The following is an 18,778-nucleotide window of genomic DNA, read 5'->3' as shown; positions in this document are numbered from 1 at the left end:
ACATTACCTGAAGGTTTAATAGAATGATGCTACATATAACAATGCCTTCTAACTAAAGAAACTAAAACACATACTCCAAAAAGATGAGGTAAGGGGGCTAATTATGGAAATCATAATCGGCATAATAATAGCAGTAGGCTCAGGTTTATTAGTTGGATTTTATTTTAGAAAAAAGGTGTATAAAGAAGTAGACCGTCTAGAACTGTGGAAAATAGATATTATGAACAGACCGGTGACCGATGAGATATCAAAAGTAAAAGAGTTAAATATGACAGGTCAAACAGAAGCTTTATTTGAACGCTGGCGTAGAGAATGGGACGAAATTGTCACACTAAAGCTACCAAATGTTGAGGAATATTTGTTTGATGCTGAAGAGTTTGCGGATAAATATCGTTTTAAAAAATCAAATGAAGTCCTTAAAAAAATCAAATCAACATTACAAGAGACAGAAGACTCAATTGAGAATATATTGATAGAATTGAAGGAGTTAATAGGTAGTGAGGAAAAAAATAGAATTGAAGTTGGAGATTTAAAATCTACATACCGTAATTTAAAAAAGTCCTTATTGGCACACCGTTTGTCATTCGGTAAGTCTGAATTAAATATCGAAGTTCAATTAGAAGAGACAAATGCAAAGTTTCAGGAATTTGAAGAAGCAACTACCCTTGGAAACTATTTGGAGGCTAGAGAAATAGTTCTTTTTATCAAAGAAAAATTAACAAGAATTCAATCATATATAAGTGATATTCCACAATTCTTATCCGAGTGTAATTCTGCTATACCATCACAGCTTGATGAAATTATTGAAGGTTTCATCCAAATGCACGAGCAAGGCTACATGTTAGATCATCTTCAGGTCGAAAGTGAAGTTGAATCACTAAGAAATAAGCTTGAAGAAAACAAATTCAGATTGGAAAAATTGGAAGTTGACGAGGCAAAACAATCGTTAAACGAGATAAAACAGTCCATTGAATCTCTATATGATTTACTAGAAAAAGAAGTAGCTGCAAATCATTTCATTCAACAAGAAGTAAGTAAAATTGAAAAGTCGTTACATGTTTTACATGAGAGTAGTAAAAAGTCTGAAGAAGAAACACACTTTGTGGGGCAGAGCTATCATTTGTCAGACTTAGAAATTCAAACACACAAAGCTATTGTCAAACAAATAAAACTACTCTTGAAGCAGTTCATCATGATCCAAGATAAACTTTCAGAGGAACATATAGCCTATTCCTTAATACAAGAAGAGCTTGAAGAGGTTTATTCTCAGATTGAAATTGTAAAAGATCAACATCTACAGTACTGTGAAACCTTACAGGCACTACGTAAGGATGAGCTTTATGCTAGAGAGCAACTAACAGAGATGCGTAAAAGTTTAGTAGAGGCAAGTAGAGCGATAGCAAAAAGTAATATACCAGGATTGCCTGGAGGCTATAAACAGCTGTTAATTCAGGCCAGGGAAGCCTTAGAAGTAGTTGTTGCTAAGCTTGATGAAAAGCCGCTGAATATGAAGCTAGTAAATCAAGTATTAACAGATGCACAAGATACGGTAACTAGTACAACTGAATTAACTGAGGAATTAATTGACCAGGTTTATCTAGCTGAACAAGTAATTCAATATGGAAATAGGTATAGAAGTCGTTATCGTTCTATTTCAGAATCACTACGAGAAGCTGAAGTCTCTTTCCGTAACTATGAGTATGAACTCGCATTAGAGCAAGCTGCCAGTGCCATTGAAGAAGTTGAGCCTGGAGCATTAAAACGAATTCAAGCACTACTAGAAGATAAATAAGAAATGTGCACGGTGCCAGGAGCAAGACACTAAAACGATATTCAAATTTTGATCTTTAAACAAAGACACCCCAGACAAATCGTCAAGGGTGTCTTTGTTTAAAGGTAAGAAAGTATAAAAATTTTACCTAGTTTTGGTGTCTAGCTCCGGGCGCCATCGGACCTGAGGTCATAAGCCAAGCCCTTCCTAAAGGCAAAGAACGCCTTCAGGAAGGGCTCATCTTATGCTTGTCGCCGAAAAGGCTGGCGCGCCTTGCGCTTTTCTTGGGTCTTTACCTCCGTGTTTTTGCCAGGATAAAGCCGAGAATAGCTCCTACTATTGCAGGCATTAACCAACCTATTCCTTGTTCATACAAGGGAAGTATCCTACTAAAAAGATTGGTTATTAGGTCTATGTCAATTCCTGCACTTTTTAACCCATCAAATAAGCTTACCAGTCCTGTTCCTATAAGTGAGATTGAATACACTTCCTTATAGTCTTTAATTATTGAATGGGCAAAGGATAGCGCAATAAGAACAATCGCAAGTGGATAAATAAAAATTAATACCGGTACTGAAATAGTTATTAATTGTGATAAACCGACATTTGCAATTACCATGCTAAAAAGAGAAAACACTGCTACAAAAGAGTTGTAGGAAAGTTTGCTAGAAAGTGTTGCGAAATATTTAGCAGTCGATGAGACTAGTCCAATAGAAGTAGTCAAACAAGCAAATGTAATCGCTATACTTAATATGACAGAACCTAATGACCCATACAAATATTTTGAAGAAGCTGATAAAATCTCACCGCCATTATTTGAATAACCGATGGATTCTACACTTGAAGCACCTAGATAGGAAAGGCTAACGTAGACAATTGCTAGGCCACTAGCAGCAATAATCCCAGCCTTAGTACATGCTTTTACTAATATTCGTTTATCAGTTATTCCCTTTTCCTTAATGGAGCTAATTACAACAATTCCGAATACAAGTGCAGCAATTGTATCCATTGTTAAATAACCATCAATGAATCCTTTGAAAAATGGGGAAGTTTGATAACCTTCCTTCGGATTCTGGATAATTCCCATCGGTGACATAACCGCTTTTACAACCAGTAGGCCAATCACAAGAAGTAAGATTGGCGTTAGTACTTTACCAATTCGGTCAACTAGTTTTGAGGGGTTTAGGGATAAGAAATAGGTTATTCCGAAAAAAATAATTGAATAAATAAATAGAGCTGTTCCCCCAATCCATTCATCGGGTAAAAAGGGAACTATTCCTATTTCAAAAGCAACTGTGCCTGTTCTGGGAATTCCGAAAAAAGGACCTATTGCCATATACATCGTAATTGTAAAAATAAGTCCAAAAACGGGATGTACTCTGTTTGCTAATAATTGTAAATCACCACCGGAGTGTGCGATGGCGATGACACCTAAAAGTGGTAAACCAACACCAGTAATTAAAAAACCAGCTATAGCAATCCATATATTTGTCCCAGCAGCTTGCCCAAGTGCTGGAGGGAATATCAAGTTTCCAGCCCCTAAAAATAGTGCAAAAAGCATCAAACCAATCGTTACTATTTCCTTTCCTGTTAGCACTTTTTCGTTCATATAGACCCCCTGTTGTATTGTCAAAAGTATAAAAATATGTACCTAGTTTTGGTGTCTAGTTCTAAGGCGCCCTGCGTTTTTCTAAAAATATCAAAATTTATATCCTGCCCCTTTTTGTTTTAGAACCAGCATAGTAGATCAATAAATCTGGGCACAGTTTCTAATGTACCTTGGTATCAGTGTCTCTAAATGAAGTATGGTGTCAAATTCAAAATGAAACCCCGCAAAAAATAGAAAACGGTAACCAAAAGGTCAATCTGATGCCTTCCTATAAATTCGTTTTCATAATAGCATAGAAACTGCGAATATTGTCGAAAAAATAAAATGTTTAAATTTTTAAAAATTTTGTTTTGCGCTATCTCATTTTGGAAAGTTTTCTTTGCAAAGTGATTATGGTAATATGTACGAAGAAAAGGCGGAGCCCTGTTTGAAAAAGACTAGCTTTTTAAAGATTAGGAATCGATATTATTGAACCTTTTTGGTGTGAAGGTTAAAAGGTGTTGTTTCCTATCAAATGGAGAAAAGGTGGGGCATGTACATGATATATTTAGATAACAGTGCTACGACAAAGCCATATAATGAAGTTCTTGATTCATTTGTAAAAGTTTCAACAGACTTTTATGGGAATCCATCCTCTCTTCATGGATTAGGGATGAAAGCAGAGCAGATATTAACACAAGCTAGAGAAAATAGTGCAAAACAGTTAGGTTGTAAACCATCAGAAGTTATTTTCACCTCAGGAGGTTCGGAAGGGAATAGTCTAGCAATAAAGGGATCAGCTTTGTTTAACAAAGGGCGGGGAAACCATATTATCACAACGGGAGTTGAACACCCCTCCGTTACAGAAGCATGTAAGCAACTTGAACAACATGGCTTTACCATTTCATACATACAACCAAATAATAATGGTATTATATCCGTAGACGATATTAAAAGGGAAATACGAGATGATACAATCCTCATTTCTGTCATTCACATAAATAATGAAATTGGTGCAATCCAACCAATTGAAGATATTGGAAACTTATTACGGCAGTATCCGAAAATTCTCTTTCATGTTGATCATGTTCAAGGTGTTGGAAAGGTTAACCTTGATTTTGCTAAGGCAGGGATTGATTTATGTACTATATCTGGCCATAAATTTCATGGGTTAAAAGGAACAGGGATCCTTTATGTTCGGTTCGGAGTATCATTAACTCCGTTAATATCAGGTGGTGCACAAGAGAATAATTTTCGTTCAGGGACTGAAAGTATTGGTGGTGCAGTGGCATTAGCAAAGGCGTTAAGATTAACAGTAGAAAACAAAGAAAAGACCGTTCATAGGATGAATAAAATAAAAGAACGTTACATCACAAAATTGTCTAAGCTAGGAAGCATCTCAATTAATACACCCTCTAAATATTCTGCACCACACATTATTAATTTTTCAATAAATGGTTTAAAATCAGAGGTATTCGTTCACATGCTTGAGGAGTATGGAATATATGTGTCAACAACTTCGGCATGCTCTTCGAAAAAAAAAGCACCGAGTAAAACATTATTGGCAATGGGAAAAGATGAGAAAACAGCAACAAGCTCTATAAGAATAAGCTTATCTTATTTGAATAAGCTTGAAGAAGTAGATATAGTAGTAGCTGCAATAGCAGATTCAATTAGTAAACTAGAAAAGATAATGAGGTAAATAATTTATGGAATATGATCATATATTAATACGCTTTGGAGAGATATCAACTAAAGGGAGAAATCGAAAAAAGTTTATCGATCAACTAGCATATAATATTAAGACTAAATTAATTGATTTTTCAAAGCTAACAATTGAAAAATCAAGAGATAGAATTTTTATAAAGTTAAATGGAGAAGAAAATATTCAAGAAATTACGTATAGAATAGAAAAAGTATTTGGTATTCATTCGTTTAGTTTAGCAATCAAAACAGATAGTGAACTTACTGAAATTAAAGATGGGGCACTAACTGCATTAAAGGATCTAGAATATATTGGGAAAACCTTTAAGATATCGGCAAAGCGGGCTGATAAACAATTTCCGTTAGATACAAACGAATTAAACCATGCTGTCGGAAGTCATATTTTAACCAACACTGAGGGTTTACGTGTCGATGTTCATAATCCAGAGATTAATGTAAGAGTTGAAGTTAGACATGAGGCTACATATATTACATGTAAAGATATACGTGGAGCTGGTGGATTACCAGTTGGTAGTAGTGGAAAAGCAATGCTAATGCTTTCTGGAGGGATTGATAGTCCTGTTGCTGGTTATTTAGCAATGAAAAAGGGCCTTCACATAGAAGCAGTCCATTTTTTTAGCCCTCCTTTTACAAATGAAAGATCTAAGCAAAAGGTGATTGATTTGACAAAAAAACTAACTCAATATGGTAGTAAGATTAGGCTTCATATTGTCCCTTTTACTGATATTCAGCAGACGATACAAAGACAAGTGCCAGAAAACTACACGCTAATATCGACTAGACGAATGATGTTAAAAATCACAGATGAAATACGTAATAGAAATAATGGATTAGCTATCGTTACAGGTGAGAGTCTTGGACAAGTAGCAAGTCAAACACTTGAAAGCATGTATACAATCAATCAAGTGACATCAACACCAGTAATCCGGCCACTTGTATCATCGGATAAAACAGAAATTATTGAGATTTCAAGGAATATAGATACGTATGATATATCGATCCTACCTTATGAGGATTGTTGTACGATTTTCACTCCTGCATCTCCAAAAACACGACCAAAGCTTGAGAAAGTCATGCATTATGAAAGTTTTGTTGATTTTGATTCTCTAATTGAAGAAGCAATATCAAAAACAGAAATCATTGATTATAAAACAGAAATAGGTATCGATAATTCAGACCTTGGTGACTTATTTTAACGGTATAGAGAAGTTAGCATAATAAATCTGAGCCTGGAAATTTGCAAGTTTAAGTCGAAAAATCCTTGTATCTTTCTCTTTCCCTATAAAAGATGTATATTATGTGAACAATTACCAATAGATAATTTGAATGATGCCATGTGTTTTTACACAATCTATACTCACAAGGAGGTGAAAGCACATGGCACAACAAAGCAACAGCAACAGTTCAAACCAATTATTAGTAGCAGGAGCTCAACAAGCAATCGACCAAATGAAATTTGAAATCGCTCAAGAATTTGGTGTAAACCTTGGTGCTGATACAACTTCTCGCGCTAACGGTTCAGTTGGAGGAGAAATCACTAAACGTCTAGTATCTTTTGCTCAATCTTCAATGAGTGGTCAACAACAATAATTAACCAAAAAAATATAAAAATGGCTACAGGACGAGCGTATGCTCGTCCTTTTTAAGTTTTACAAAAAGTATAGTAAAATATTATTCAAAAATGTAAGATAATTTAGTATAATTTGAATTGTACATAGAGATTCATATAATGAGCAAGGGGAGAGGATACTGTGATTAGAGAAAATCTTATAGCACCTGAAAGCTACAACTTAGTAAACGAGGTTGAAAAATTTACACAAAATCCTGATAAGGTTGCTCTTAAATGGGAAAATGAAAACGGAGATAGGAAACAAATCACATATGATCAATTAATGCAAAATGCTAACAAAGTTGGAAACGCTTTATTAAGTAACGGTTTACAAAAAGGAGATACTGTACTAGTAATCGTACCTCGTTTAATCGAGGCATATATGGTGTATCTTGGTGCATTAAAAGCGGGTCTTGTAGTTATCCCAAGTTCGGAAATGCTTAAAGAAAAGGATTTACAATACCGTATTTCACATGGGGATGTTAAAGGAGTCGTCAGTTATTACCCTTATGTTGATCAGTTTACCAACATCATTCAAAAAGAAAGCCTATCACAATTTGTTATCGGAAAAAAGTGTAATGACTGGTTGTTTTTGGATGATTTGATGGAGAGTGCAAGTTCAACCTTATCAACGGCTGACACAAAACGAGATGATATGGCGTTTTTATCGTACACGTCAGGTACTACAGGTAATCCAAAAGGTGTAGTACATACTCATGGGTGGGCCTTTGCGCATTTACAAACAGCAGCTACAAACTGGTTAAGTTGTGATGAAAACGATACTGTTTGGGCAACTGCAGGCCCTGGTTGGCAAAAGTGGATATGGAGTCCCTTTGTTTCAACATTATGTACTGGGGCAATAGGTTTTGTTTATAACGGAAAATTTGAACCTAAAAAGTATTTGCAACTCTTAAGTGACTATTCAATAAATGTATTATGTTGTACACCTACTGAATACCGTCTCATGGCAAAAGTAGATAATCTTGATGACTATAGTTTACCAGCATTACATAGTGCGGTTTCTGCAGGAGAGCCTCTAAACCGAGATGTCATTGACACATTCAAGCGACATTTTAAGGTTGAGGTTCGCGATGGTTATGGGCAAACCGAAAACACCCTTCTTGTTGGTGTATTAAAAGGGATGGATATTAAACCAGGTTCAATGGGGAAACCTACCCCAGGTAACCGAGTTGAGATTATTAATGAAGCAGGAGAGCCTTGTAAGGTAGGAGAAGTGGGTGATATCGCCGTTCATATTGATACACCCGCCTTATTTAAGCACTATTACAAAGACCCAGAAAGAACAGCGATGCAGTTCCGCGGAGACTACTATGTAACGGGTGACAAAGCAAAAATCGACGAGGACGGATATTTTTGGTTTGAAGGCCGTGGGGATGATATCATTATTAGCTCCGGCTATACAATTGGACCATTTGAGGTTGAAGATGCACTTGTAAAACATCCATTTATAAAGGAATGCGCGGTTGTAGGAAGCCCCGATGAAATTCGAGGTAGCATTGTAAAAGCATTTGTCGTTCTTAAAGATGAGGTGGATCAACACTCACCTGATCTAGTCCAAAACTTACAAAAGCATGTAAAAGAGCTTACAGCACCTTATAAGTATCCTAGAAAAATTGAGTTTGTTGAAGAATTACCAAAAACAACATCAGGTAAAATACGACGTATTGAATTAAGACAACGCGAACTAGAAGCTCAAAAAGCATAAAGAAAATAGTGAGCAGATAGCAGCGGGCTATCTGCTATTGTTTTTCTAAGGTTATTATCGTAACTACTTTTGGATTTTATTGATGAAATATAGTTTTAAAAAAAAAGCCATTTCTAATGAATAAGAATACAGGAGAGAATTCCAATGGGAACTTTATGGTACGGCGGTACAATATATACTTTACATAAAGAAGATGAATTTGTAGAAGCGGTGTATGTCGAGGATGGAATGATTATTGCCACTGGGTCAGATGCTGAGCTCCGAGCTCAATTTCAAGATAATATTTCAAGAACGGTAGATTTGGAAGGAAATATAATGTATCCGGGTTTTGTAGATAGTCATCTCCATTTAATTGGCCATGGTCAAAAACTTTTATTATTGGATCTCTCAGCCATTACATCTTCACAAGAAATAATACAGCTTTTAAAAGATTATGTAGGACAGTCAAATCCTGGTGATTGGATAATTGGTGAGGGATGGAACGAAAACCTGTTAGTGGATAAGAAGATATTTCATAGAGTAGAATTAGACGAAATTGCTCCTAACAATCCAATGATGTTGAGTAGAGTATGTAGACATGCAATTCTCGCTAATACAAAGGCATTACAATTAGCGGGGATTTTGGATATAAAACAAGATCCATCAGGTGGCATAGTCGTAAAAGACGATGATGGTATGCCAACAGGTCTATTGCTTGACCAAGCTCAAGAACTTATTAAAGCTGTCATTCCAAAAGTATCTGAGCAGTATCTAGAAAAAGCATTAACTGTTGCTATACAGGATTGTTTCAAAGTAGGTCTAGTCGGTGCACATAGCGAGGACCTGAATTATTATGGTGGTTTTGAAAGAACATATAAAACTTTTAGGAAAGTGATAGATGGAACAACAATAAAATTTCGAACCAACCTACTAGTACATCATGAAGTTGTTGATGATATGCACTCATTAGGTTATACATATGGAAAAAACACTAGCTTTATAGAATTTGGAGCAATGAAAATTTTTGCAGATGGGGCCTTGGGTGGTAGAACTGCGCTATTAAGTCGACCTTATAATGATGCACCCGAAACCTCAGGTGTTGCGATACATGACTTAGCTGATTTGAAAAAACTATTTAAAACAGCCAGACACTATAATATGCCTGTAGCTATTCATGTAATTGGGGACTTAGCTTTTGAATATGCGATAGAAGCGATTGAGGAATTTCCTCCAACTGGCGGTATGCGGGACCGGCTTATTCATGCGCAGATTTTACGAAAAGAATTAATAGATAGAGCCAAAAATTTATCAATAATACTTGATATTCAACCTCGTTTTTTAGCATCTGATTTTCCATGGGTTATCGAGAGAATTGGAGAAGAAAAAATGAAATATTGCTACGCTTGGAATACGCTCTTAGAAAATGGCTTTCATTGTGCAGGGGGTTCGGATGCACCAATTGAACCAATTGATCCACTTCTTGGTATACATGCCGCGGTTTCAAGAAAAGTACCTAATGATCCGACTAAAACCATTTATAATGCTAATGAAAAGCTATCTGTATTTGAAGCAGTCACATTATTCACAAGTGGTAGTGCATATGCGGTTTCTCAGGAAAATACAAGGGGCAAGATTGATAAAGGATTTACAGCAGACTTCACTGTATTAGACCAAGATCTTTTCGCTATTAGTGAGGATGAAATTTTGGTAACCAATGTTATGATGACCGTAGTAGATGATTCAATAATGTATAAGCATGAAAAAAGCACGGTAGAGGCATAGCTTCCATGCTTTTTTCAAAAAAGAAGTTTACCTTTCATCCAGTTAATGAGGAGTTTCACTTTCATAGTTATAGAAACGTTCGTTTTACTTTTTCCCAGAAGGAATTATCCTTTAACTTAACCGTCTTAATTTTTTTATCAGTCAAGCTAATATCGATGCTATCAACATGACGAATACTTACAGCTTCATTATCCATACCGATGATAGGATAGTCATTACCGTCTTGAACTATTTTCAGTGTAAGTTTTCTTGCGCCACTTAAGATAAATGACGATCCTAGTGTACGGTAGCGATTTGTGTTTAGTGAAGCTAGTTCGCTTACCTGAAGGCAAGGAAGCATTGGATCAACAACAGCACCATTTACAGATTTGTTATATCCTGTGCTTCCAGTGGGTGTCGCAACTAACATACCATCACCCCGAAATGTTTCGAAATGTAAATTGTCTATGTAGACATCCAAAACAAAGGTCTTTATAATGGGCGACCTGATCGAACATTCGTTTAAGCAATAGAAGGATGTCGTATCATCGACCTTGACTTCGATTGTTGGATATCTACGTACTTCAATTTGTTCATATTGCATGGCTTCAATCATTTTCTCAGTTTCATCAAGGTGAAAATCGCAATACAAACTTAATGAACCTGTTGTGGAAATACCAGCATATAAACAGTCTTCGCGGAAGTTTGTTTTACGAACAGCCTGTAGAAAAGCTCCATCCCCACCTATACTTACAATAATGTTGGCTTTTGCATGATCTGAAACGATGTTGAAATTATATTTTTCTGCTAAATCGAAAAGTGGTTTAAGTTGATGTGTGATTTCAGGGTCTTTTTTGTAAAAAAGGTACAGATTACGGCGAGTTGGCATCGTTTAATTTCTCCTTTAATTTAATTGTCACTTTCTATCATGTTCAAAAAACGAAAAAAGATTTAATGAGATATAATTGATAATAATGTAAAAAGTAAGCTAGTATATAAAGGAAGCTTCCCTTTAGGGGGGGTGTCATTCATCCCCCGCTATACTCTGCGAATTTTCTAAGTGTTAAAAGTGGGGGTTTTACAGCCTCAGTAATGCGGGATAAAGTTGTCGTTAAATGGATGGTGATAGGCAACTTGGGTTTATACGAATATAGTTTACCATTTTAATGAAACTATTTAGTATCTTATTCGTAATTTATTTATGAACATTTTGGTAAGGAGGACTAATTATGAACGGAAAACGATGGGCAGCTCTAGCTATTGCAGCAACGTTATTCTTCTTTTCAGTCGTAATTAATTTTACAACTGCAGTGGCTTTTAGTGATTTTGGTAGCTGGTCTGAAAATCTCTTAGCCAATGAAGAAGAATTTTTAGAAAATGTATTAGTTGAGGGAAGTGGAACCAATAAAATTTTGGTATTAAATGTAAATGGTGTTATCGAAGACTCTGGACAGGATGTTCCGTCATTATTTGAAGGTTCTGGCTATAATCATCGGACCTTCCTAAAAATGCTTGACAATGCAACCGATGATAGCTCAGTAAAAGGGATCATCCTACGGGTAAATTCTCCGGGTGGAGGAGTAGTAGAAAGCGCTGAAATTCATGACAGAATCGTTGAATTTCAAGAAAAAACAAATAAGCCAGTGTATGTTTCAATGGGAACAATGGCTGCTTCTGGAGGGTATTACATTGCGGCCCCTGCAGATAAAATATATGCTGTTCCAGATACATTAACTGGCTCATTAGGGGTAATTATGCAGGGAATAAACTATGGTGGTCTAGCTGAGAAGTATGGAGTAGAATTTCAGACAATTAAAAGTGGGCCATATAAGGACATTATGTCACCAACACGTGACATGACTGAAGAGGAGAGAGAAATACTCCAGACCTTAGTTAACAATGCGTATGCCGGATTTGTTGACGTTATCTCAAAAGGGCGGGAGCTATCAGAGTCACAGGTCAAAAAAATTGCGGATGGTCGAATTTATGACGGAAGACAGGCAAAGGAACTAGACCTTGTTGATGAACTTGGATATTTTGAGGATGTTATAGAAGCAATGAAACAAGATCATAGCTTAGGAAATATAAAGGTTGTCGAATATGAAAGCAATTATGGACTTGGTTCTATTTTCTCAATGGGTGCTAGAAAAGTTTTTAGTGATGATCTTGAAATGACAGGGCTCATGAAATTATTATCACAACCAAACTCACCACGACTCATGTACCTGTACGCAGAATAGGGGGAATGATATGGATTATATAATTGAAGATGGTCAAAATCAAGGGACGTTAGTACATGAACATAAACAAGATGAACGAAAAGTAAAGGAGCTTCACTATGCAGGGTTTTGGATGCGTTTTTGGGCATATCTTGCTGATTTAATCGTAATTGGAAGTATCAATCGAATTCTAATAAACCCTATTCTCCGTTTTTTAGATATCCCTTTATCAGATTCTAGTATGTTTGCTGTGAGTTCGATAGCCACCGCATTTACGTTCTACCTATATTTTGTGTTGATGACAAAGTTCTTTAAACAAACACTCGGAAAAATGATATTTGGATTAAAAGTTATCGAAATTAGTAATAAACACTTAACATGGTCTACAGTTATTTTTAGAGAGCTTATCGGTAAATTCATTTCGAAATTTTTGTTTATAGGCTTTGTTCTCGTAGCATTTTTTCCTAAAAAACAAGGTCTTCATGATATTTTTGCAGACACGACAGTTGTACATGAAAGATAAGTGCTTAAACCTACTGGTAAACAGTAGGTTTATTTTATTTTTAAGTAGGTGATAATGAAAGACGAAAGAGATGGGGGGTGGATTAAGTTGCTTTGGTTTTTTATTATCCTTGGAATTTTTTTATTATTATTTATTATTACAATTACAAAACTAAGTGTGAACGTTGATTTATACCATACTGGTGATGATGACAATATAAGAATTAAACTTACAGCTTGGTTTGGCTTAATTCGTTATACAATTAAGGTCCCTTTAATTAAGGTCGATAAAGAAACCCCAGGTATTGTTGTTAAACATGAAGAAATAGCTGGTCAAAAAGATTTGGGCAAAAAGAAGAAGCAAAAGTTTTCTCCTATGGATATTTTATTAAGCATGCGTGATACCACCGAAATTCTTAAACATGTTATTAATCTACATACTATTATTAGGAAATTTTTTAATAAGATTTCAATTACAAAATTTGAATGGCATACTACATTAGGGATTGGTGATGCTGCCCAAACTGGGGTTTTAGCTGGATTAGGCTGGTCAATAAAAGGAACACTACTAGGGATTTTAAGCAACTATATGAAGTTAATGACTCAGCCTGTTACATCTATAACACCATCGTTTCAAATTCCTATTTCGCAAACGAAGTTATCATGTATTTTTCACTTTCGAATAGGGCATGCTATGTTAGTAGGAATTAGACTGATTAAATATTGGAGAGGCGGGTTACCAAACTTTAAAAAACGCCCTCTGTCTATGCTTTCGGGAAATAATGAAAAATCAATATAATGGTAGGAGGAATACAACATGTCTGAGCATCCCATTCAAGGTTTAATGACAACTGCAATGGAAAATTTAAAACAGATGATAGACGTAAACACAATAATTGGTGATCCAGTCGAAACACCTGATGGCAGTGTTATACTCACAGTTTCAAAAGTAGGCTTTGGTTTTGCTGCAGGGGGCAGTGAGTTTCAGGCACAAAGTCAAGAAGGTAAAGGAGATCAGCAAGGAGGGAGCTCTAAACTTCCATTTGGTGGTGGTAGTGGTGGCGGTGTGTCAATCACACCAATTGCATTTTTAATAGTAAACTCCTCAGGTGTTAAATTACTTCATCTAGATGAAAGCACACATTTATATGAAAAGATCCTTGAACTAGCACCACAGGCAGTAGAAAAGATCCAGCAAATGTTTAAGAAGAATGATCAAGGTCAAGATAATAATAATCAGGGTGGTAGCCAACAACAGCAATCAAAACAAGACTTTGATATTTAATAAATTGGTTAACTGTCATGGTGGCAGTTAACTTATTTTATGGAAATGTGATTTAAATTTTTAGAATTCGAAACGAAATAATTGCAATCAGCCATTGAGAGGGCTATGATTTACACTGTACATATATAATTAATTAGGAGGAATACAGATGGCAAACATTACATTTAAGAATAATCCCGTAACATTACTTGGCACGGAAGTAAATGTAGGAGATACAGCACCAGAATTTACTGTTTTAGCAAATGATATGTCACCAGTTACTTTAACTGACTCTAAGGGATCTGTACGTTTGATTAGCGTTGTACCTTCTGTTGACACTGGAGTTTGTGATGCACAAACTCGTCGTTTCAATGAAGAAGCTGCAAACCTAGATAATGTAAAAATCTTAACAGTTAGTGTGGATCTACCTTTCGCTCAAAAGCGTTGGTGCGGAGCAAATGGTATTGAAAATGTACAAACTTTATCTGATCACCGTGATCTTTCTTTTGGTGAAGCATATGGTGTACATATTAAGGAATTACGTTTATTAGCACGTGCAGTGTTTGTTGTCGATAGCAATGACAAAGTAACGTATGTTGAATATGTAAGTGAAGCAACAAATCACCCTAACTACGAAGCTGCTATCGAAGCTGCAAAAGCAGCGAAGTAAAAGCTGAAAGTGGTGGTGTAATATGACACCACATTAATTGAAGAAACAGTTAGGACCTCGATTTACGGGGTCTTTTTCTATTAATAGGTAAGAATGTATAGGTGTTATGACCCTAGTTTAAATGTTTTGCTCATGGAACTGTGAGCCCTGCACTTTACTTATACACTTGCCTAAAATCATTTGTTTCTTCTAAAATATAAAGTACTTGTTTAAGAGGAGGAAGAAAAATGCATTCCACGGTCGAACAATTATTTACAGTTCTTAATAAGACAGCAGAAATTTTACAAGAGGAATTATCTTGTACATATTTGGAGGCAGCTGCAAAAACCGGTGAAAATTTATTTCAGGGTAAAATCCTTCAATCGGAATTATCTGAACTAAGTTCAAGACGACTAGAAAAAGAATACAAAGAAATACAACTTGATCGATTTGTAAATGAAGAAATACGCAAAGCTTTTCAGTTAGTCATCTTAAAAGGAATGAAAAACAGTGCCCAACCGAATCATCAGATGACACCAGATGCTGTCGGCTTATTTATTAGTTATCTTGTGACAAAGCTAACTAGGCATGAGAGGAATATTTCGGTACTTGATCCCGCAATAGGTTCTGGGAATCTATTAACAACTGTATTAAATCAAAATAACAGCAAGGAAATAACGAGCTTTGGTGTGGATATTGATGACCTTTTACTTAAGCTTGCCTATGTAAGTGCCAATCTCCAAAGACATTCCATTCAATTATTTAATCAAGATAGTTTAGAGCAGTTGTATGTTGATCCTGTTGACTTAGTATTAAGTGATTTACCAGTTGGCTATTATCCAAATGATAGCGGCGCTGAAAAATTCGATTTACGTTCTGAGTCAGGACATTCTTATGCCCATCATTTATTTATCGAGCAAAGTATGAATCATACTAAGGAAGGTGGTTATCTCCTATTTTTAATTCCCAATTCACTTTTTAGCAGTGAGCAAGCACCAAAGCTTAATCAATTCATTAAAGAAAGGGCGTTTATTCAAGGATTGATTCAATTACCTCTATCATTGTTTGCAAATGAGAAAGCTGCAAAAAGTATCTTTATCCTGCAGAAAAAAGGAGAGCAGGTGGTTGCTCCTAATCAGGCTATACTCGTTAATCTACCTAAGTTTTCTAACAAGGAAGCAATGAAAAACATAATAGACCAAATTGATGCATGGTTTAAAGCTGAAAAAAATGGTCAAAAGAGTGTCAGAATTTAATGAATTTAAGACGAAGTCGTTACCAATTTAGAAAGGCTCTTGAAATGTAGGAATCTCAGTGTTTAAATGAGAGGGGTTAGATTGAAAATGTGTCCTTTTGCATAGAATATTGTAAGGGCATGATACATAGTCAGATTTAAACCTACGATAAAAAGGAGCCGATTACATAATGTCTAAAATAATTGCCATAAATGCAGGAAGTTCTTCCTTGAAATTTCAATTATTTGAAATGCCAAGTGAAGAAGTTGTAACAAAAGGATTAGTAGAACGAATTGGCTTAGAAGCTGCAGTTTTTAGTATTACAGTAAATGGAGAAAAACAAACAGAGACAACTGAAATACCAGACCATGCAGTTGCTGTTAAAATATTGCTTTCAAAATTAACTGATTTAGGTATTATCAGGTCCCTAGATGAGATTCAGGGAATTGGCCACCGAGTTGTTCATGGTGGTGAAATATTTAGTGATTCTGCAGTAATTACAGACGAAGCTTTAGAGCAAATTGAGGAATTATCAGAACTTGCACCATTACATAACCCAGCTAATATAACGGGTATAAAAGCGTTTAAAGAAGTACTACCCAATGTACCGGCTATTGCTGTTTTTGATACAGCGTTCCATCAAACAATGCCAGAGAAGTCCTTCTTATACTCACTCCCTTATGAGTATTATGAAAAGTACGGTATTCGTAAATATGGCTTCCATGGTACATCACATAAATATGTATCTGAACGTGCTGCCCAATTGCTCGGACGTCCAATTGAACAGCTTCGGCTCTTATCTTGTCATTTAGGAAATGGGGCGAGTATTGCTGCAATTGAAGGTGGAAAATCCATTGACACATCTATGGGCTTCACGCCACTTGCAGGGGTGGCGATGGGCACTCGTTCAGGTAACATTGACCCAGCGTTAATTCCGTACATCATGGAAAAAACAAGCCAAACTGCAGATGAAGTATTAGATGTTCTAAACAAGAAAAGTGGTATTTTAGGTATTACAGGTTTTTCAAGTGATTTACGTGATATCGAGCAACAAGCAGCACAAGGTGTGGAACGTGCCGAACTTGCACTTGAAGTTTTTGCAAGTAGAATTCATAAATACATCGGTTCGTATGCAGCACGGATGTATGGTGTTGATGCGATTATTTTTACTGCTGGTATTGGTGAAAATAGTGATGTTATTCGTGCTCGCGTCCTACGTGGATTAGAGTTTATGGGAGTATACTGGGACCCTGCGTTAAACAAAGTGCGCGGAGAAGAAGCATTTATTAACTACCCACATTCTCCAGTCAAAGTAATAGTAATCCCAACAAATGAAGAAGTAATGATAGCACGAGATGTAGTCAGATTGGCTCAATAGAATTTGATGAATGGAAGCAGGTGATGCCAAGAGTGTCGCCTGTTTCTCTTTGTTTTTTAAAAGATAAGAAGGTATAAAAGTTGTACATAGTTTTAGTGTCTAGCTCCGGGCGCCCTGCGCTTTTCTTATCTATCAGACTTTATATGTTGATCCTTTTAGACTTTAAAACAGCATAAAAGAACAAAAATCTTGGAATAAGATGCCTTGCTATCAGTGATCTCTAAATGGAGTCGGGTATCAAAAATATAACTCCGCAAAAAATAAAAAACGTTAAACAAAAGAGCAATCTGATGCCCGAAATCGGGGAAAAAATAAAAAACGGTAATCAAAAGTGCAATCTGATGCCCGAAATCGGGGAAAAAATAAAAAACGGTAATCAAAAGGGCAATCTGATGCCCGAAATCGGGGAAAAAATAAAAAACGTTAAACAAAAGAGCAATCTGATGCCCGAAATCGGGGAAAAAATAAAAAACGGTAATCAAATGAGTAATCTGATGCCCGAAATCGGGGAAAAAATAAAAAACGGTAATCAAAAGTGCAATCTGATGCCCGAAATCCCGAAAAAAATAAAAAACGGTAATCAAAAGGGCAATCTGATGCCCGAAATCCCGAAAAAAGTAAAAAACGGTAATCAAAAGTGCAATCTGATGCCCGAAATCGGGAAAAAAATAAAAAACGGTAATCAAAAGTGCAATCTGATGCCCGAAATCGGGAAAAAAATAAAAAACGGTAATCAAATGAGTAATCTGATGCCCGAAATCCCGAAAAAAGTAAAAAACGGTAATCAAATGAGTAATCTGATGCCCGAAATCCCGAAAAAAGTAAAAAACGGTAATCAAAAGTGCAATCTGATGCCCGAAATCGGGGAAAAAATAAAAAACGGTAATCAAAAGGGCAATCTGATGCACGAAATCGGGGAAAAAATAAAAAACGTTAAACAAAAGAGCAATCTGATGCCCGAAATCGGGGAAAAAATAAAAAACGGTAATCAAATGAGTAATCTGATGCCCGAAATCGGGGAAAAAATAAAAAACGGTAATCAAAAGTGCAATCTGATGCCCGAAATCCCGAAAAAAATAAAAAACGGTAATCAAAAGGGCAATCTGATGCCCGAAATCCCGAAAAAAGTAAAAAACGGTAATCAAAAGTGCAATCTGATGCCCGAAATCGGGAAAAAAATAAAAAACGGTAATCAAAAGTGCAATCTGATGCCCGAAATCGGGAAAAAAATAAAAAACGGTAATCAAATGAGTAATCTGATGCCCGAAATCCCGAAAAAAGTAAAAAACGGTAATCAAATGAGTAATCTGATGCCCGAAATCCCGAAAAAAGTAAAAAACGGTAATCAAAAGTGCAATCTGATGCCCGAAATC

General features: G+C 35.9%; 15 protein-coding genes and 1 pseudogene. 14 read left to right on the top strand and 2 right to left on the bottom strand.

The annotated features are described in order from the left end of the window. Positions 1-103: 103 nt before the first annotated feature. Complete coding sequence (gene ezrA, locus PY093_RS06890; protein ID WP_275645149.1) at positions 104-1,792, top strand: septation ring formation regulator EzrA; 1,689 nt, start codon at positions 104-106, stop codon at positions 1,790-1,792. Positions 1,793-2,063: 271 nt separating this feature from the next. Here ezrA and brnQ read toward each other — a convergent pair whose 3' ends face one another. After that, positions 2,064-3,380 (bottom strand): branched-chain amino acid transport system II carrier protein, encoded by a 1,317-nt coding sequence (brnQ, locus tag PY093_RS06885; RefSeq protein ID WP_275645148.1) that lies wholly within the window; start codon positions 3,378-3,380, stop codon positions 2,064-2,066. Between the two features lie 538 nt (positions 3,381-3,918). Here brnQ and PY093_RS06880 point away from each other — a divergent pair. From PY093_RS06880 to PY093_RS06860, 5 genes are all read left to right on the top strand, one after another. Continuing rightward, positions 3,919-5,061, top strand: a complete 1,143-nt coding sequence (locus PY093_RS06880; protein ID WP_275645147.1) for a cysteine desulfurase family protein — start codon at positions 3,919-3,921, stop codon at positions 5,059-5,061. A gap of 7 nt (positions 5,062-5,068) precedes the next feature. Further along, positions 5,069-6,280 carry a tRNA uracil 4-sulfurtransferase ThiI gene (gene thiI, locus PY093_RS06875; RefSeq protein ID WP_275645146.1) on the top strand — a complete coding sequence of 404 codons (1,212 nt, stop codon included), beginning with the start codon at positions 5,069-5,071 and terminating at the stop codon, positions 6,278-6,280. 181 nt (positions 6,281-6,461) lie between these two features. Further along, on the top strand, positions 6,462-6,674 hold the full coding sequence (locus tag PY093_RS06870; RefSeq protein WP_275645145.1) for an alpha/beta-type small acid-soluble spore protein: 213 nt from the start codon (positions 6,462-6,464) through the stop codon (positions 6,672-6,674). A gap of 161 nt (positions 6,675-6,835) precedes the next feature. Next, positions 6,836-8,419: an acyl-CoA synthetase MbcS gene (mbcS, locus tag PY093_RS06865; RefSeq protein WP_275645144.1), complete on the top strand. Its 1,584-nt coding sequence runs from the start codon at positions 6,836-6,838 to the stop codon at positions 8,417-8,419. Between the two features lie 144 nt (positions 8,420-8,563). Beyond that, positions 8,564-10,180 (top strand): amidohydrolase, encoded by a 1,617-nt coding sequence (locus tag PY093_RS06860; protein WP_275645143.1) that lies wholly within the window; start codon positions 8,564-8,566, stop codon positions 10,178-10,180. 67 nt (positions 10,181-10,247) lie between these two features. Here PY093_RS06860 and PY093_RS06855 read toward each other — a convergent pair whose 3' ends face one another. After that, on the bottom strand, positions 10,248-11,048 hold the full coding sequence (locus PY093_RS06855; RefSeq protein ID WP_275645142.1) for an NAD kinase: 801 nt from the start codon (positions 11,046-11,048) through the stop codon (positions 10,248-10,250). Between the two features lie 340 nt (positions 11,049-11,388). On the opposite strand from PY093_RS06855, the gene sppA reads away from it, so the two are divergent. The 8 genes and pseudogenes from sppA to PY093_RS06815 all read left to right on the top strand — a co-directional run. Further along, on the top strand, positions 11,389-12,399 hold the full coding sequence (gene sppA, locus PY093_RS06850; protein ID WP_275645141.1) for a signal peptide peptidase SppA: 1,011 nt from the start codon (positions 11,389-11,391) through the stop codon (positions 12,397-12,399). Between the two features lie 10 nt (positions 12,400-12,409). After that, complete coding sequence (locus tag PY093_RS06845; RefSeq protein WP_275645140.1) at positions 12,410-12,901, top strand: RDD family protein; 492 nt, start codon at positions 12,410-12,412, stop codon at positions 12,899-12,901. A gap of 87 nt (positions 12,902-12,988) precedes the next feature. Next, a complete protein-coding gene (locus PY093_RS06840) occupies positions 12,989-13,678 on the top strand; it encodes a DUF2953 domain-containing protein (RefSeq protein ID WP_275645139.1) in 690 nt (229 codons plus the stop codon). Between the two features lie 18 nt (positions 13,679-13,696). Continuing rightward, on the top strand, positions 13,697-14,164 hold the full coding sequence (gene ytfJ / locus PY093_RS06835; RefSeq protein WP_275645138.1) for a GerW family sporulation protein: 468 nt from the start codon (positions 13,697-13,699) through the stop codon (positions 14,162-14,164). A gap of 148 nt (positions 14,165-14,312) precedes the next feature. Then, complete coding sequence (gene tpx / locus PY093_RS06830) at positions 14,313-14,813, top strand: thiol peroxidase (RefSeq protein ID WP_275645137.1); 501 nt, start codon at positions 14,313-14,315, stop codon at positions 14,811-14,813. A 227-nt stretch (positions 14,814-15,040) separates the two neighbouring features. Further along, positions 15,041-16,048, top strand: coding sequence for a class I SAM-dependent methyltransferase (locus tag PY093_RS06825; RefSeq protein ID WP_275645136.1), 1,008 nt, complete (start codon positions 15,041-15,043; stop codon positions 16,046-16,048). A gap of 169 nt (positions 16,049-16,217) precedes the next feature. Next, on the top strand, positions 16,218-17,405 hold the full coding sequence (locus PY093_RS06820) for an acetate kinase (protein ID WP_275645135.1): 1,188 nt from the start codon (positions 16,218-16,220) through the stop codon (positions 17,403-17,405). 224 nt (positions 17,406-17,629) lie between these two features. Then, positions 17,630-18,778: pseudogene (locus PY093_RS06815) on the top strand (hypothetical protein); the annotation flags it as partial.

Source organism: Cytobacillus sp. S13-E01 (genome assembly GCF_029193815.1).
Classification (GTDB): domain Bacteria; phylum Bacillota; class Bacilli; order Bacillales; family Bacillaceae_L; genus Bacillus_BV.
The sequence above is the reverse complement of the archived record's forward strand: the minus strand, read 5'-3'. Positions and strand labels throughout refer to the sequence as shown.

Coding starts and splice junctions, on each gene's coding strand:
- tpx (WP_275645137.1), top strand. CDS start 14,313: ATGGCAAACATTACATTTAAGAATAATCCCGTAACATTACTTGGCACG.
- ezrA (WP_275645149.1), top strand. CDS start 104: ATGGAAATCATAATCGGCATAATAATAGCAGTAGGCTCAGGTTTATTA.
- thiI (WP_275645146.1), top strand. CDS start 5,069: ATGGAATATGATCATATATTAATACGCTTTGGAGAGATATCAACTAAA.
- PY093_RS06880 (WP_275645147.1), top strand. CDS start 3,919: ATGATATATTTAGATAACAGTGCTACGACAAAGCCATATAATGAAGTT.
- PY093_RS06870 (WP_275645145.1), top strand. CDS start 6,462: ATGGCACAACAAAGCAACAGCAACAGTTCAAACCAATTATTAGTAGCA.
- brnQ (WP_275645148.1), bottom strand. CDS start 3,380: ATGAACGAAAAAGTGCTAACAGGAAAGGAAATAGTAACGATTGGTTTG.
- PY093_RS06825 (WP_275645136.1), top strand. CDS start 15,041: ATGCATTCCACGGTCGAACAATTATTTACAGTTCTTAATAAGACAGCA.
- PY093_RS06860 (WP_275645143.1), top strand. CDS start 8,564: ATGGGAACTTTATGGTACGGCGGTACAATATATACTTTACATAAAGAA.
- sppA (WP_275645141.1), top strand. CDS start 11,389: ATGAACGGAAAACGATGGGCAGCTCTAGCTATTGCAGCAACGTTATTC.
- PY093_RS06855 (WP_275645142.1), bottom strand. CDS start 11,048: ATGCCAACTCGCCGTAATCTGTACCTTTTTTACAAAAAAGACCCTGAA.
- ytfJ (WP_275645138.1), top strand. CDS start 13,697: ATGTCTGAGCATCCCATTCAAGGTTTAATGACAACTGCAATGGAAAAT.
- PY093_RS06820 (WP_275645135.1), top strand. CDS start 16,218: ATGTCTAAAATAATTGCCATAAATGCAGGAAGTTCTTCCTTGAAATTT.
- PY093_RS06845 (WP_275645140.1), top strand. CDS start 12,410: ATGGATTATATAATTGAAGATGGTCAAAATCAAGGGACGTTAGTACAT.